Here is a 15,751-nt window from a genome sequence, read left to right as displayed (position 1 = left end):
TCCGGGGATGAGTCACCAGCTGGGGGAGGAGGATGCTTTTGGGGTTGTTGGGCGGTTGGTGGGTGAGGTTCCGCGGGCGACGTTCCGGTTGGGGTGAGGCGAACGGGTACTCCAGGCTTCTGTATCCTGTGTTTCATGTTCCGGGTGTCTGTTGGTGAGGATGTTCGGGAGCTTGTCTTCGATCCGCGGGTGGCGGATGAGGTGTATCAGGTTCTGCGGTCGGCGGCGGTCGAGGTTGGGGAGCGTACGCGTCAGTCGGTGGGGCGTGTGGCGGGGGTGGAGTTCCGGGGCGTGTTCGGGGAGCTGTTCGAGCGGAGTCTGGCTGAGACGGGTCGTGAGGCGGCGCGGTTGTGCGAGGGGCTGCGTGCTCTGGGTTACGCGGTGGATGATCTTGTCGCGGCGGCGGGAGTGGAGAACCGGCGGCGTTGCGAGGTGCGGGAGTGGCAGGTGCGCCAGCGGGTGCGTGAGGAGCTTTCCGCGGGGGTGGGGCAGCCGGTGTCCGCGGTGGTGGGGTTGCTCACCGATCCGTGTCCGGGGCCGGGTGTTCCGGCGCCGGTGCGCACGGCTCCGGCTGTGCTTGTGGGGCGGAGGGAGTTGCCGCGGCCGGGGGTGGCGCAGGGCCGGGGTGGGAAGGGTCTGGTCTCGGCCCGTCCGGGGGAGTTGCGGGCTTTCGTGGCGGCGGCGCGTTGTGTGGACGGTGAGCTGGCGGGCTCTTTGAGCAGGGTTCGTGGTGCGTTGGAGGATTTCGAGGCCGGTTGCCGGTGGGGCCGGTTGCAGGGTTCCGGCCTGGTGTCCTCTTTCCGGCGGTGGCTGGATCGGAACGCTTCGGACACTGTCTGGTTGCAGACGGTCGTGGCGGGTTTCGAGGAGGCCGGGAGCGGGGCCGTGCCGGGTGGGACGGTCTGGGCGGTCTTCGGGACGGGAAGGCTCGCCGCGCCGGTGGCGGCGGATCTGCTGGACCTGCTCGGGGGAATCTCTGCGGCTGAGTTGCAGGGGCTGCTGACGACCAGTCCGGAACTTCTGGAGGCGTTCTGGGCCACCCCGCCGGACCCGGTCGAGGTCGCCGCCTGGTGGGCGGGCCTCGCCCCGGCCGAGCGGACCGCTTTCGTCGCTCTGGCCCCCGCGGTCATCGGGAACCTCCCCGGCATCCCCTACCGGGTGCGGGACACCGCCAACCGGGCCCTCTACGCGGAATGGGCCACGCGGAAGGACCTCACCCCGGTCCAGGCAGCGACACTCGAAAAGCTGGGGATAGCGCTTCAGCAGACCGCCGACTTTGATGGTGCGCCGGTCTTGCTGGTCGCGTTCCATCTGACGGCTGCGGTGCTGATGGTCGCGGTCGGCTACGGCGATCCCGACACCGCGGACACCACCACCTGGTGCGTGCCCGGGATGGGGTTCGACGCCTCGGAAGCGACCGATAGCTGGTCCCAGGCCGCACGGAACCTCCTCGTCGCTCAGCGGAAGCTGGACCCGGTCCGTTCGCACTCGGTGGTCTCCTGGCTCTGTTACGACACCCCGGTCGCGGACCTCGCGAACCTGGGCCAGGTCCTCGGCCCGGCTCACGCCCGGGCGGGGGCGAGACGGCTGGCCGCGGAACTGGACGGGAACCACGCCGTGCGCACCGCCACCGCTCCCGCCACGCCGACGATCGGCGTGGTCGCCCACTCCTACGGCACCCCCCACCGCGGTGAACGCGCTCACCCGGGTGAACACCCCGGTCTCCTCGATCACCCTGATCGGCGCGGCGGGAATCGACACCGGCACCGCCCCCGACCTGACCCGGCTGAAAGTCGCCACCATCGGCGGTAAGCCCGCCATCTACACCACCAACGCCAGCGCGGACCTCCTGGCCCCCACCGGCGCCACCGGCTCCTTGCGCCCCAACCCGAACCCCGCCAACGCCCCCATCCTCGGCCGTATCATCACCGGCGCCCAATCGTTCTCCTCCGACGGCGACCTCAAACCCGTCCGCGGCCACAACCCCTCGGCGAGGACATTCCCCCGCTCGCTCCGCCGCCGTCCGCACCACTGGCCCCCGGGAAACCCGGCACACCCACCCATCCAATCGCATGAACCACCCCACCCACCGACCACACCGCCCCACCGTCCTGGTGGGTGCGCTGCTGTCCGTACTGTTCCTCGGAGGCTGTATGTCCGTCCCTGTCCTCTCCGAACCCCCACCCCAGCGGGGACCCCAGAAAACCCTCACCGAACTCCGAGAACAAGCCCTCGACCTCGTCAACACCACCCGCGATGCCACCGGCCTTGCGGACGGTTGGTACCTCGGCTCAAAAGCCGATGGCGGAGGCACACTCTGGACGCCGGACATCATCACCCAATATCCCCCGAGCTCTGCGGCATGGGCCGCCGCACCCCCGCCCCCTCCGCCTGCAAATGAACATCAGCCACGACCCCGGTGTGGACCCCAAAGTCCTCGCCGACCGGGTCACCCCCGTCTGGCAGGAACACGGATTCACCGTCAGCACCGTTACCCCCTACCAAACATTCCGTGACGGAACCCGCACCACCAGCATCCGCGGCGACCGCGGCGACGGCGCAATGGTCGGGCTCTTCGCCAGCGACGGAATCGTCAGCATCGACATCCACACCACGTGCTCCACCCACGACACCGTCCTCGACGAAGACCGCCGCACCGCCGAAGCCACCATCCCCACACTCCCGCCAACCCCCACACCCTGACATGCCCACCAACCGCACCACGCCGGCTGGCTCGCCGCCGGCTTCGCGGTCGCCTTCCCGCGCGAGAGCGCTCCGCCTCCGGCGCTTCCCAGAACGAAGCGCCGGTTATCTCGTAGGCCCACAAGGCTGTGGTTTGCCTCTGGAGCGCTTCTTCTCCACTCAATCGAAGACCCGAAAACGCGGCGCTCTGATAAATCCGGTCGAATCCCGCTTGTCGATGAGAGTCGCTTTCATCGCTGGATCGTCGTTGTGACCCACCCCGACGCGACGCACTAGCACGCCCTCCCGCAGGACATTCACGGGTCTGTGACGCTGAGCGCTCCGTCGCACGGAGGTGTCTCGGGCTCTCGATGAAAGATGTGGAGAACATGCGAATAGTCAAAGCGCTTGTGATTATTCTGGCTGCGCTGGGTCTGTTTACAGGATGCCAGCGCACGGGAGCCGCCCCTTCTGCTCCTGATTCGGAAAGCTCTGACTCCGATCCCACCGTAAAAACAGCGGATCTGTGGGAGGACCCCCATGACTGGACCGATGACAGAATGCGCAGTGCGACTCCGGCCCCTATGCCACCACCATGACATGCGCTGCCGTGAGAACCGCGAGGAAGACAACCCCACGGGAAGGAGCTAATAACATTAATTCTTCCGCTTTCGTTTGCGGCCACCGCCCGGCAGCGTCCGCATCGCTTCGATCATCTCTTCGAACCCTCTGCCTCCAAGACGCAGGTACGGTGAGGGACCACAGCGTGAGAATGACCCCGGAGGGTCGGGGCGGACGTCTCCAAAGATCCGATCGGCGGGATCGGGGAGGCTCGCCATCCAATGCGCTGAGTCGGCCTCGCGCCCGTTGGAACCCTGGGTGCGGGGGCTCTCCCCACCGATGCCGCCGTGATCAGCTACGCCCCGGGGCCAGCGATGGCATCCGCCGTATCCCGAACTCGTGGCGGAGGGCGCTGCGGGCCGCGTAGTAACCGGGCAGGCCGTGGACCGCGGGGCCCGGAGCGGCGGAGGCGGAGGCCAGGTAGAGCCCGCGGCCGGGCATGCGCCAGGGATCGGCGGCCACGACCGGCCGGGCGATCAGCTGGCGGAAGTCCGTTGCTCCGGCCGAGATGTCGCCCCCGATGTCGTTGGGGTTGTACTGCTGCAACTCGTGCGCGGTTTTAGCCGCGGTCGCCAGGATGAGGTCGCGGAAGCCCGGTGCGAACCGTTCGATCTGTGCGAAGATCGCCTCACTGCGGTCGGAGGTCGAGCCGCGCGGCACGTGCGTGTAGGCCCACAGCACGTGTTTCCCCGCTGGGGCGCGGGTGCTGTCGAACAGGGACGGCTGCGAGACGAGCACGTACGGGTCGTCGCTCTCGCGTCCGCGGGCGACGGTGCGCTCGGAGCGGGCGATCGCTGCGCGGTCGCCGCCGAGGTGGACAGTCGCGGTCTCGGCGAGCTCGGGGTTCGCCCACGGGACCGGGCCGGAGAGCGCGAAGTCGAGTTTGAAGACGCCGTTGCCGCCGCGGAAGCGCGAGACACGGCGCAGGTAGCCCCGTGCGAGCCGGTCCTCGCCGAGCTTCGCGGCGACGGCGACGTGCGTGCCGAACAGGATCGCGCGGGCGTCCGGGAGGTCGGCCAGGGAGGTGATTTCGGCGCCGGTGACCACGTCGCCGCCGTGGGCGACGAGGTCGGCGGTCAGCGCGTCCGCGATCGACTGCGAACCGCCGACGGGGAGGGGCCAGCCGCGCGTGTGGGCCTGGGTCGCGAGTGCGAGGCCCGCCGCTGCGGCGGCGACGGCCGGCAGGGGGAGCGTCGCGTGCGCGAACGCCCCCGCCAGCAGCGCCGGGGCGGCTTCCTCGCGGAACGGCAGGTTCCACCACGGGCCGCCCTGCGCGAGGGCGGTCAGCCCGAAGCGGGCGGCGACGAGAGGGTGCCGGGGCGGCTGGAGCACAGCCGAGCCTGTGAACTGCGCCACAGCGTCCGCGTTCCGCACCAGCGGGCCGAGCAGCGCGCGCCAGGCGGCTCCGTCGCGGCCGAGCGTCTCCGCCGTCCGGTCGAGGTCCCGGTAGGCCAGCGCTGCCGCGCCGCCGTCGAGAGGATGCCCGTAGGAGGCGGACGGCGTCAGGAACCGCACCCGCTCGGTCAGACCGAAGCGGCGGAAGAACCCGGACGAGACCGCCATCGCATGCACGGCCGCGCACACATCGTGCCGGAAGCCGGGAAGGGTGAGCTCTTCGGTGCGCAGGCCGCCGCCCACGGTGGCGTTGCGCTCGTAGACCCGCACGGCGAGACCCGCGCGGGCCAGGGTGACGGCGGCGGCGAGCCCGTTCGGTCCCGAGCCGACGATGATCGCATCCACGGAAGCCATGACTACTGTATACCCTGCTGCGCTCTGCTCGTTCCCAGCCACCATCCGGTATCATCGGAAGGTCGGCTCTTGACACCGCGCCGCTCGATGCGTGGATGAGTTTGTCAGTCAAGTGGGCCGGTTCCGCCCCGATCGGTGTGCGGATCATCACTCAGTGAACGGCCCCGGGCGACGACAGACGGGGAATGTCCGGCGCGCTTCTCTGCGTGCCGCCGCGCACGCGAACACCCCAGGAAGAGACACGAAAATGCCCCCGCACAAGAAGAACGGGAGCCGCAGCGGTCAGCCCGCCGGCAGCCGCAGCCCCAAGCACCGCGGCTATCGCGCCGAGGAGGCCGCAGCCCCCAAGAAGTCCCGCTGGAGCGCGGAGGACCGCGCCGCTCGTGGCCGCTCCACCTACGGCCGTCGCGATGGCGGCCCTGAGGCCGGCAAGCAGCGTCCGAACTGGGAGCCGCGCGGAAAGGACGCGCGCCGCACCGAGCGCGAGTGGGAGAGCCGCGCGAACGCCGGCCGGCCGGAGCGGGTTGAGCGTCCGCGTCGTTCGTTCCATGACCGCGCCGAGCGTCCGCGCCACGGTGACGACCGTCCCCGTCGCCCGTTCGACGACCGTCCCGACCGTCCCCGCCGCGACTCCTTCTCCCCGTCGTGCCAGGAGAAGGGCTTCGCCCCGCAAGACGATGTCGTGCTCGATCGTTTGAAGGCCGAGGCGACCCGTGCCGAGGATGTGGACGGCGTGACCTTCGCCGACCTGGGCCTCGGCGGCAACATCGTCCGGGCCCTGGCCGAGCTCGGCGCCGAGACGCCCTTCCCGATCCAGGCCGCGACCGCACCGGAGATCGTCGCCGGCCGGGATGTGCTCGGCCGCGGGCGCACCGGTTCCGGCAAGACGATCGCCTTCGGTGCGCCGATGGTGGAGCGGCTCATGCGGTTGTGGGCCGAGAGCGGCAAATCCGGCGGCAAACGTCAGACCGGCCGGGCTCCGCGGGCGCTCATCCTGGCGCCGACCCGCGAGCTGGCCCTCCAGATCGACCGCACCGTTCAGCCGATCGCCCGCTCGGTTGGTCTCTTCACTACGCAGATCTACGGCGGTGTGCCCCAGGGGCGGCAGGTCGGCGCTCTTCAGCGCGGAGTCGACATCGTGATCGGCACGCCCGGCCGTATCGAGGACCTCGTGGAACAGGGCCGGCTCGATCTCAGCCAGGTCGTCATCAGCGTTCTGGACGAGGCCGACCACATGTGTGATATTGGCTTCCTGGAACCGGTGCAGCGCATCCTGCGTGAGACCGTCGACGGCGGCCAGAAGCTGCTCTTCTCGGCCACGCTCGACTCCGGCGTCGCACAACTGGTGGACGAGTTCCTGGTCGATCCGTCGGTGCATGAGGTGGCGGGCGAGGACCAGGACTCCTCGGCTATCGACCACCGCGTGCTGGTGGTCGAGCACCGCGAGAAGGGTGCGATCATCGAACAGCTGGCCGACCGCGACGGCAAGACGCTGATCTTCGCCCGTACCCGCGCGTTCGCCGAGATGCTCGCCGACAACCTGGAGGACGCTGGCATCCCGGCCGTCTCCCTGCACGGCGACCTCAACCAGTCCCGTCGCACGCGCAACCTCGCACAGCTCACCAGCGGCCGTGTGAGCGTGCTGGTGGCGACGGATGTGGCGGCCCGCGGCATCCACGTCGACGATATCGACCTGGTCATCCAGGCCGATGCGCCGGACGAGTACAAGACCTATCTGCACCGCTCCGGCCGCACCGGCCGGGCGGGCAAGCGCGGCACGGTCGTCACCCTCATCCCGCGCCAGCGCCAGCGCCGAATGGGCGAGCTGCTGCAGCGCGCCGAGATCGAGGCCGACTTCGTGCCGGCCGCTCCCGGCGACGGCATCCTGTCCGCCATCGCGCAGGGCGAGCCTGGCGCGCGGTAGCCGCCAGGGGGAACCTGATCGCCAGCGTCCGTTGTCGTGTGCCGGGGCTGGCGATCAGGTGGGTTGGGTGGGGCCAGAGGTTCCAGTTTTGAAGGTGAGTCTCCAGATGATGGGACCGCACCCGCGAAACGGCCTGCTCGAGCAGTTTCACGCGTTTGCGCAGCTCACGGTTCTCGGCCGTTTCACTCGTAGTGGCGCCGACGCGCCGGTCGCCATCGACCTCGGCGATCTCGACCCACCGCCCACCGCTGCACGCACGACTCGGAGATCCCGAAACCCTTCGCGATCTGCGCGAACGACGACTCTCGCTTCAACGCGATCGCCACAGATCAGGAGTCGCCCAAACCCTACAGTCCCGGTCGGTGCCCTCACTGTCAGGCACTGGATCGCTGGTGACGCTGACGATGCCGCTGGATGGCCCGTGTCAGGTTTGCGTGTGCCCGGTCGACGCCGGCGAGCATTCCCGGGAGCGGGAACGGCTCCTCGCCGGGGTGCCGGGTGGCGATGTAGCTGGTGCCGATGACCATCCAGATGCCGTCCAGAGTGGCGTCAGGCAACGGAGCGTTCTCGCAGGAGGCCTCGATCAGGAGGTCGCCTAACTGGTCGATCGCTGCGATGAGCGGCGCTGTCGTCTCCGACTCCGCTTTCCGGCCCCGCTGTCCTCGGGGTGTGAGCACCTCGGCGAGGGTCTTGTGGATCTCGTCGAGCGTCTGGGTCAGCAGCCGGAAGTGGCTCGGGTCTACGTCATCGGTGTGACGGAAGAAGACGTACCCTTTCCCGATGACTTTCCAGAACTCCGTGAGGGAGTCTGTTCCCGGTGCGCCAGAGTAGCGGCTCTCGAAGAGCAAATCTCCGAACCGGTCCACCGCTGCGAGGAGAGCGCGACGCTCGCTGTCTGTCACGCTCACGGGCTCAGCGCATTCCAGGCCGGGAAGGGGAGGTACACGCCCGGCAGGAAACGAGACTTATTGCTCTCGTCATGGTCGATGCTTGTTCCCGGCGCGCCGGCTTCGCGTTCGGCTTCGCGACGGGCAGCGATCGCCGTGAGCAGAGAGTCGTACGCTCCCCAATACACGGGAGACAGCGCAGTGAGCGAGAGGTCGCTGCCGGGCGCCATCGCTTCGAACCAGTACCCGTCGGGATCGGTCGTGGTCACCCGTCGGGCGGTGAGGACTCGCTCGGACGACACCTCCCACCCTTTCGCTTCCCAGGAACGGGCGATCTCCCGCAGCAGCGATTCGATATCCCCATCCACCGCATGGTGGCGAGACACGGAGTAGTCGTAGCTGTTATCCCGGTTGTCCCCGATGAGGTCGTTCCCCCGCGAGAAGCCGCTTCCGGGAGCCACCTCGGAACTCACGCCGCCGTCTTCCCACTCATCGGCGAAGAGCTCCCGCTGCAGATCGGCCAGCCGCTCGTTCACGGCGACATACCGTTCGCCCGCGAGGATGTACTGCCTCTCCAGGGGGAGTTCGAGTGCTTCGTCTTCGGTCATTCCTCCACCGTCCTTCGCCCCTTGCACAGTGCAGCCGGCCAGAAGCGCCCCGGCAGCGGTCGCTGCGGCCAGCGCTCGTGTGAGTTTGGTCATCTTCATTGTGCTGGCGTTTTCCCTCGCATGATGGTGTGAAGACCGAGCACTGTGCTGGATTTTTCGTTCAGGTACCCGATTTCCTGGTCGGCGGGGATACCGTCGAGATTCTGCATCCATTCGGGCGTGTCGATCGGATTCAGAAGATTGTGCATTGTCACGGCTTTCCCGCCGCCGTCCTTTTCGGAGGAGAACTCATACGCTCCGTCCAGGTCCCGGGGGTCCACCCGTGCTTGGTAGTCGTATCCTCCGCCGTCTTCCGATGCTTTCCGGAAGTGAACGTGCTGCCCGACCCCGGCGGCGATGCCATCGCCGTCTGCGTGGGTCGCGTAGATTTCTTTGGCACCAAGATCCTGGGCCGTGGTCCCGTATTGCAGCCCGGCTGATCCGAGCGTTACGTAGGCGTCCACCGGGGCCTTCGCGATCTTCAGCGCCTCCGCTAGCATGTTCGTGCCGTAGGAGTGGCCGATCGTGACGAAACGGTCGATCGGGTTCCCGGCGCGCTGCGCCGCGATCCCGTCCAGGAACGAGGCCAGACGAGGGGCGCCTTTGTTGGCGCGGTCTTGGAAGGCCTCCTCCGCCAGATTCGGGGAGCGGTACCCCACCCACGTCACCATCGCGATCCCCGGATAGCCGTCGCGGATCTTCTTGAACGCGTCGAAACTGTCGCCGAGTCCGTGTACATCGGACATCATGCCGGACACGAACACACCGATCTTCGACGCGGTATCGAGATCGCCCATCGAGATGCCCGCGGTCACGACGCCGTCGTGCCTCCCGAACGACACCAACTGGAAGACATCGCCTTCTTTCGTCGTGCTCTGAGCACGAGTGAAAGCGGTCTGTATGGCTTCGAGGTCGGCTTTGAAGTCTTTCATCGAGCGTTCGCCAGGCAGGAACCCCATCCGTGCGAATGCTTTTTCCAGGTTCTCTGGGTGCTCCGGGTCCAGCGCATAGTTCAGCTCGTGCTTCCCGGCCTGGCTCATCACCGAGAACGGGAGACCATCGAGACTCGCTAGCTCGAATGAATGCTTCTCGATGAACTTCTCGGCGTAGAAGTCCGTGCTCTTCGTCAGGGCCGCCCAGGTCGCCGCGATCTGAGCCTGTGTCAACGTGCCGCCCAGGAGCAGCTTACTGAGTTCCTCGGGATGCCTGGCGTTCACCACCAGCATCACATCAAAGTCGCCCAGCGTGCCCTTCCCGGCGGCTTCGAACGCAGAAGCCACATCTTCGATCCAGATTTCGTCAGCCCGGTTCTCCTCGATCAGCCGGGAGAACCCGGTGAGCAGCGCCGACACGGACAGCGGCGCCCACGAACAGCTCCTGTGTACGCGGCCACCGCACCGCGCACATCGGACCGGCCAGCGCTCATCCGCGAAGTCATCGCTCGTGACCGCGACACAAAGCCCCGCCGGATCGCCGGCGCCGCCGAAGTCGTCCCGCCTGCATCGCCGCCGCCTGCGTACCGGTTTCTGATTCCAGGCCCGAACGAGGCTGAGATCTCCGGCGGCCGAAGAGGTCTCGTGCTGGGTTCGACGCCCGGAAAAACGGCCAGCGACGGGATTCCCCCGGAGAAAGAGAACGTCTCCGCTCGCTTACATTCGGCTACGCGTTCCTGCCACGCCGCGTGCTCGGCGATCCGCTCCCGCTCAAGCCGTGCCTGGGCTTTCGCCCCCTCGACGTCGTCGGCGAGCGCGTCGAGAGCTCTCGCAAGAGCACCACGATCTGTGGATTCGGTCGCACAGGCCGCCTCGAAGCGTTTCGCGTACCCGCCAGAGAAATCGCTCATCGCCTGAGACACCGCGTTCCACCGGTCCCACCCCATGCTTCGCAGCTGCTGAGCCACGTCCTGCAAGGCTCGAATCAGCTGGTCCGCAGTCGCGTCATCGAACGGGATAGTCTTCATTCGCCGGGTCTTCCTCATTCTTCAACAAGCACCAAGCGCAGAACCCGGCGAACAACACCCAGCGAACGATACCATGTCGTCTTCTGGTATATTTCCATCAGAAATCACGTGGAGCGAATTTCTTCCTCGCCCTCATCGGGCTTGGCCTCTCTCCTCATCTGCCGTATGACCAGGTGCGAGGTTCAGCGCGCCGTCCACACTCGGGTCGTCTGCGTGATCGGCCCGTTCCCGGGGCGATTCCCGATTCTCGCCGAAGGCCTGTGCGAGGATTCGGTGCGGAGGTTCTCATGTCCCACACCGCAGACGCCCGCACAGACGCCGCTCGGATGCATGCTGTCACCCCAGAGACGCGCGCGCTGGTGGATCTGGTGCTCGACTACTCGCGTCGTCGCATCCTGAGCACCGACACACCGCTGGACAAACCGCTGCCGGAGCCGGAGCTGCTGCGCCTGGCCGGGCGCACCCTCTCCGAGGAGGGGATGGGGGCCGAGCGGGCGCTCGCGCTGTTCGAGGATGTGCTGGCGCCGGCGTGCATCACGACCGACCACCCCCGGCACCTCTCGTTCATCCCGACAGCGCCGACCAAAGCGGCCACGGCGTTCGATCTGGTGGTGTCCGCCACCGCGGTCTACGGCGGGTCGTGGCTGGAGGGCTCGGGCGCGGTCTACGCGGAGAACCAGGTGCTCGCCTGGCTCGCTGCTGAGTTCGGGCTGCCGGAGGGCGCGGGCGGGGCATTCGTGCAGGGCGGCACCCTCGGCAATCTCTCCGCACTGGTCGCCGCCCGCGACCACGCCCGGAGCGAGCGGGGCGACCCGCCCGGCCGGTGGGCGATCCTGTGCAGCGCGGAGGCGCACTCCTCGATCGCCTCGGCGGCGCGGGTGATGGATGTCGAGGTGGTTGCGGTCTCGCCCGGCGAGTCCGGCGCGCTCAGCGGCGAGGCCGTGCGCCGGGCGCTCGAGGAGTACGGCGACGCCGTGTTCGCGGTCGTCGCGACGGCCGGCTCCACGAACTTCGGCATCGTCGACGACCTCGCCTCGATCGCCGCGCTGAAAGACAGGTTCCGCTTCTGGCTGCACGTCGACGGCGCGTACGGGCTGGCCGGGATGCTGTCGCCGCTCGGCCGGCCGCACTTCGCCGGCGTCGAGCGCGCGGACTCGGTGATCGTGGATCCGCACAAGTGGCTGTTCGCGCCGCTCGACGCCTGCGCGCTGATCTACCGTGACCCGGAGGCCGGCCGTCGCGCGCACACGCAGCACGCCGAGTACCTGGACACACTGACCGAGGACTCCTCCTGGAGCCCGTCCGACTACGCGGCGCACCTCACCCGGCGGGCGCGCGGCCTGCCGCTCTGGTTCTCGCTCGCCAGCCACGGGGCGGCCGCGTACCGGGAGGCTGTGACCGCGTCCCTTCGGCTGGCGCAGCGGATCGCGGCGGAGATCGAGCGGCGCGACGGCTTCCGCCTCGTGCGCCGCCCGCAGCTGTCGGTCGTCGTTTTCGAGCGCGAGGGCTGGACCAAGCAGGACTACGCTCTGTGGTCGAGGCGGCTGCTGGACAGCCAGCGGGCGTTCGTCATGCCGAGCTCGCACGCCGGCCGGCCGAACACGCGCTTCGCGGTGCTCAACCCGCTGACGACGTACGAAGATCTGGTGGACATCCTCGACAGCATGTGACCGGTGTACTGGAGAACACGGGAGAGGACCCCGGCCGGGGCCCTCTCCCGCCGGTGTCAGGCGCTGAGCGCAGCGGTCGGCGGCGTGCGCGCCGCCCGGATCGCCGGGTACAGGCCGGCGAGGCCGCCGATCGCCAGCGTCGCTCCGATCGCCATGCCAACGGCCTCCGCGGGAAGGACGAACGGTGTGCCGTTCACCGCCGACATCACGGCGATGATCGCGCCGCCGAGCACGGCGCCCGCCACGCCGCCCAGTAGCGACAGCAGCAGGGCTTCGGCCAGGAACTGCGAGTGGATGTGGCTGTGCGTCGCCCCGAGCGCCCGCCGCAGCCCGATCTCGCGCCGGCGCTCCAGCACCGAGATGACCATGGTGTTGGCCACGCCGATGCCGCCGACCAGCAGCGCGATCCCACCGAGCCCCACCAGCAGCCCCGTGAACGCCGCGTCCACGGCGCTCTTGGCCTGGAGGGCATCGGAGGGGCGGGAGACCGTGACCTCGTTGGGCGCCTGCGGGTTCACCGTGCGGCCGAGAACGGAGCGCACGGACGAGACGGACGCCTCAGCCGAGCGTTCGTAGACGGTCGTCGGGTTGCCGCGGTGCCCGAAGAACTCCGCGGCCGCTCGCTTGCCGATCAGCGCGGCGCTATTCAGCTCGGGGGCGAGCGGCAGCGGGTCCAGGACGCCGATGACCGTAAACGCCCGCCCGCCCATCCAGATCTGGGCGCCGGGCGTCACGACACCGAGCCGTTCGGCCGCGGCGGAGCCGAGCACCACGGCCGGGAACGCTCCGGTGGCTTCGTTCAGCCAGGCGCCGGAGCGCACGGTGCCGCGGATGACCTTCAGCAGGCCGACGTCTGCGGCCGTGGGCGCGACCCCGACCGTCTCGTTCTGCGGGATGAGCCGGCTCCGGTAGGCGTCCCCGTCCAGCTTGGCCACCTCGCCCACCGCCTCCACACCGGGGATCATCCCGACTTTCCCCGCCGACTCCCGTGCCAGCTCGCTCTTGTCGCCGAAGAACGATTCGCCGGGCTGGACGGTCAGCAGGCCGGTGCCGAGCGCGGCGAGCTGCTGGCCGACCTTCGCCTGCGCTGAGGCCGAGAGGCCGACGACGGCGACCATCGCGGCGATTCCGATGGCGATTCCAAGAGCGGAGAGCACCGCACGCACGGGCCGTGTCCGCAGACCGGTCGTTCCCAGCCGCAGCACGTCGCCCGGCAGCAGCCGGGAGGCGGGCAGGGACGGCGGACAGTTCGTCTCCACGGCGCTCATGCGACCGCCCCGGCGCTGCGCTCCGAGCCGGAGTCGGCGACCACGCGGCCGTCGCGGATGGCGATCCGCCGGGGCAGCCGCTGCGCGAGTTCGGCGTCGTGGGTAATGACCAGGATGGTCGTGCCCTGCGCGTTCAGCTCCCGCAGCAGCTCGACGATCCGCTCGCCCGCGACGCTGTCGAGGTTGCCCGTCGGCTCGTCCGCCAGCAGCAGCGGCGGATCGGCGACGACGGCGCGTGCGATCGCGACGCGCTGGCGCTCGCCGCCGGAGAGCTGGCTGGGCAGGTGGCCGAGGCGGTGGCCGAGCCCGACCCGGCGCAGCGCTCTCTCGGCGAGGCCGCGGCGCTTCCGCACCGGAACCCCGAGGTAGAGCAGACCTGCCGCCACGTTCTCCAGCGCTGTGACGCCCTCGGTGAGGTGGAACTGCTGGAACACGAACCCGATGCGGTGGGCGCGGAGGGCCGAGAGCTCGCGGTCGGAGAGGTCTGCGACATCCCGGCCGTCGATGCGGGCGCTGCCGGCGGTCGGCCGGTCGAGGGTGCCGATCAGGTTGAGCAGTGTCGACTTGCCCGAGCCGCTCGGCCCGACGATCGCGACCAGCTCGCCGCGCTGGATGGAGAGGCTGACCCCGGCGCAAGCCCGCACGGGCGGCTCGCCGTAGCTGCGCTCGACGCCGTTCAGGGAGACAATCTCGCTCATAGCGACGGCACCACGACTCTCTCGCCGTCCGCGATGTCGTCGCCGGAGATCTCGACCCGGCCGTCGATGAAGGCGCCGGTCTTGACCGGGACGCGCTTCGTCGGCCCGTTCTTGACGACGACCTCCACGCCGAACCTGTCGCCTTGCAGCGCCAGCAGCGCCGACACCGGCACAGAGAGGACACCCTCGCGCTTCTCGGAGGGGAACGAGACGGTCACAGAGGCCCGCTGCAGCGCGCCCGTCGCCCCGGGGTCGTCCAGCGCGACGACGACGGGCACGACCGTCTTCTTGTCGTCGCGCTCGACGGGAACGCCGACAGAGGAGACAACGCCGCTCGTGGTCTGGTCGTTCGGCAGCTCGATCCCGACCCGCACGCCGGCCGCCGCGACGCCCTGATCGCTGAGCTTCACATCGACATCCACGCGCTTGACGGTGTCCGTCACCGCGAGCAGCGGGCCCCCCGCGCCGATCTGATCGCCGAGGTGCGCTTTGGCCTCCCCGACCCGCACCGGCCCGGGGGCGAACACGACCGTGCCGAACGGGATGGCGCCGGTCGCCTCCTGTCCCGTCGCCTTCTGCCAGTGCTTGATTGCCGCGGCTGTCGACCCGGTGAACCGGTTGCCCGGCTCCCGCGTGAGGAAGCCCAGCTTTTTGAGGCTGGTCTCAAGCGCCGCGATGTCGGGGCCGTTCGCCATCCCGGACTCGAAGCTCCGGAAGGCCGGCATCTCGCCGGTCAGCAGGAAGGCCGGCTTGTTGTCGACGGCGAAGAGTTTGCCGCCGGTGTCGACGGTCGCACCGGGAGCGGGCAGCTCGGTCACGGTCCCGCCGGTCGCGGAGCCAATCGTCCGGCCGTCGCCGAACGACAGCGTCCCGGTCGCCTTCACCGAGCCTTGGAGCGTCCCGCGTTTGATCGTCGCCGTGTGAGCGGGCGCCGCCTTCGCCGCGGGGGTGCCGTCTCCGCCGGTGACGGCGAACGCGGCCACGCCGCCCGCGCAGAGGACGGCCGTCAGGACGCCCGCCCCGCCGATCAGCAGACCGCGCCGGCGCCGGCGGGGATTCGTGGCCGGGTCGCCGGCTTTGGTTCCGGTCTCCGCCGGGGTCATTTGCCGACTCCCAGGCACGTCTTGGCGACCGCCTCCGGCAGCTCGCTGCCCTTGAGGTCGAGGGCGCCATCGCTCACGGTGGAGTCCACCCCGTTCTCGCGCAGGCACTTGGCCGCCTTGAGCAGCTGATCCTTGGCCTGCTGGGGGTCCGTCGCCTTCTCTGCCTCCGGTGGCGTGCCCAGCTTCTTCTGGCAGGCGTTCATGGCGGCCACCATCTTCCCCTGCGTCGTGGAGCCGTCGAAGCTGACCGCGCTGCTGACCGCGCTCCCGTCCGAGTTCCACTTCAGATCGACGCCCTCCGCGCTCATGCACTTCCGCAGGGCGATCATGTACTCCTCGGAGGAGAGCTTCGTGTCTTTCGTCGGCGCCGCCTTCGGCGCGGCCGCCGAGCAGCCGGAGAGCAGCCCCACGGCCGAGACGATGGCCGCGGCGGTGAGGAGGATCGAGCTCTTCGTTCCCTGTCGTGTGATCATGGTGTCTCCTTACGGTCGGATGTGAGGGGACCAGTCCACAGGGAGGCGCGTTACCGTTGCGTTCACGGA

General features: G+C 69.1%; 12 protein-coding genes. 4 read left to right on the top strand and 8 right to left on the bottom strand.

Annotated features, from left to right (window positions below; all coding sequences use genetic code 11):
• Nucleotides 1-189 precede the first annotated feature (189 nt).
• Nucleotides 190-1,812 (top strand): alpha/beta hydrolase, encoded by a 1,623-nt coding sequence (locus LXX_RS10895; RefSeq protein WP_192807302.1) that lies wholly within the window; start codon nt 190-192, stop codon nt 1,810-1,812.
• A 585-nt stretch (nt 1,813-2,397) separates the two neighbouring features.
• Nucleotides 2,398-2,703 carry a hypothetical protein gene (locus LXX_RS10890; protein WP_141692765.1) on the top strand — a complete coding sequence of 102 codons (306 nt, stop codon included), beginning with the start codon at nt 2,398-2,400 and terminating at the stop codon, nt 2,701-2,703.
• Nucleotides 2,704-3,594: 891 nt separating this feature from the next.
• Here the strand turns inward: LXX_RS10890 and LXX_RS10885 are convergent.
• A complete protein-coding gene (locus LXX_RS10885; protein WP_011186878.1) occupies nt 3,595-5,052 on the bottom strand; it encodes a phytoene desaturase family protein in 1,458 nt (485 codons plus the stop codon).
• 247 nt (nt 5,053-5,299) lie between these two features.
• On the opposite strand from LXX_RS10885, the gene LXX_RS10880 reads away from it, so the two are divergent.
• A complete protein-coding gene (locus LXX_RS10880) occupies nt 5,300-6,976 on the top strand; it encodes a DEAD/DEAH box helicase (RefSeq protein WP_068981879.1) in 1,677 nt (558 codons plus the stop codon).
• Nucleotides 6,977-7,350: 374 nt separating this feature from the next.
• On the opposite strand, the gene LXX_RS10875 is transcribed toward LXX_RS10880, so the two are convergent.
• Genes LXX_RS10875 through LXX_RS10865 form a run of 3 tightly spaced genes read right to left on the bottom strand, consistent with a single transcriptional unit; the run spans nt 7,351 to nt 9,790 of the window.
• On the bottom strand, nt 7,351-7,884 hold the full coding sequence (locus LXX_RS10875) for a hypothetical protein (protein ID WP_011186876.1): 534 nt from the start codon (nt 7,882-7,884) through the stop codon (nt 7,351-7,353).
• Entirely contained in the window at nt 7,881-8,570 is a 690-nt protein-coding gene (locus tag LXX_RS10870; protein WP_041767828.1) for a hypothetical protein, read from the bottom strand. Before LXX_RS10870 ends, LXX_RS10875 begins: the two co-directional genes overlap by 4 nt.
• The gene (locus LXX_RS10865) at nt 8,567-9,790 is read right to left on the bottom strand and encodes an alpha/beta hydrolase (protein ID WP_192807301.1); all 1,224 of its coding nucleotides are present in this window, start codon (nt 9,788-9,790) and stop codon (nt 8,567-8,569) included. The genes LXX_RS10870 and LXX_RS10865 overlap by 4 nt, the downstream gene beginning before the upstream one ends.
• A gap of 967 nt (nt 9,791-10,757) precedes the next feature.
• Between LXX_RS10865 and LXX_RS10860 the strand changes: the two genes are divergently transcribed.
• A complete protein-coding gene (locus tag LXX_RS10860; RefSeq protein WP_041767826.1) occupies nt 10,758-12,140 on the top strand; it encodes a pyridoxal phosphate-dependent decarboxylase family protein in 1,383 nt (460 codons plus the stop codon).
• Between the two features lie 56 nt (nt 12,141-12,196).
• Here the strand turns inward: LXX_RS10860 and LXX_RS10855 are convergent, their stop codons facing one another.
• From LXX_RS10855 to LXX_RS10840, 4 genes are read right to left on the bottom strand one after another with little or no spacing between them, the layout of a single operon-like run.
• The gene (locus LXX_RS10855; RefSeq protein ID WP_041767824.1) at nt 12,197-13,408 is read right to left on the bottom strand and encodes an ABC transporter permease; all 1,212 of its coding nucleotides are present in this window, start codon (nt 13,406-13,408) and stop codon (nt 12,197-12,199) included.
• The gene (locus tag LXX_RS10850; RefSeq protein WP_011186872.1) at nt 13,405-14,106 is read right to left on the bottom strand and encodes an ABC transporter ATP-binding protein; all 702 of its coding nucleotides are present in this window, start codon (nt 14,104-14,106) and stop codon (nt 13,405-13,407) included. The genes LXX_RS10855 and LXX_RS10850 overlap by 4 nt, the downstream gene beginning before the upstream one ends.
• Entirely contained in the window at nt 14,103-15,209 is a 1,107-nt protein-coding gene (locus LXX_RS10845) for an efflux RND transporter periplasmic adaptor subunit (protein WP_041767823.1), read from the bottom strand. Before LXX_RS10845 ends, LXX_RS10850 begins: the two co-directional genes overlap by 4 nt.
• Complete coding sequence (locus tag LXX_RS10840; RefSeq protein ID WP_011186871.1) at nt 15,206-15,682, bottom strand: hypothetical protein; 477 nt, start codon at nt 15,680-15,682, stop codon at nt 15,206-15,208. Before LXX_RS10840 ends, LXX_RS10845 begins: the two co-directional genes overlap by 4 nt.
• Nucleotides 15,683-15,751 lie beyond the last annotated feature (69 nt).

The sequence above is a fragment of the Leifsonia xyli subsp. xyli str. CTCB07 genome, assembly GCF_000007665.1.
In the GTDB taxonomy this organism is placed as follows: domain Bacteria; phylum Actinomycetota; class Actinomycetes; order Actinomycetales; family Microbacteriaceae; genus Leifsonia; species Leifsonia xyli_C.
The sequence above is the reverse complement of the archived record's forward strand: the minus strand, read 5'-3'. Positions and strand labels throughout refer to the sequence as shown.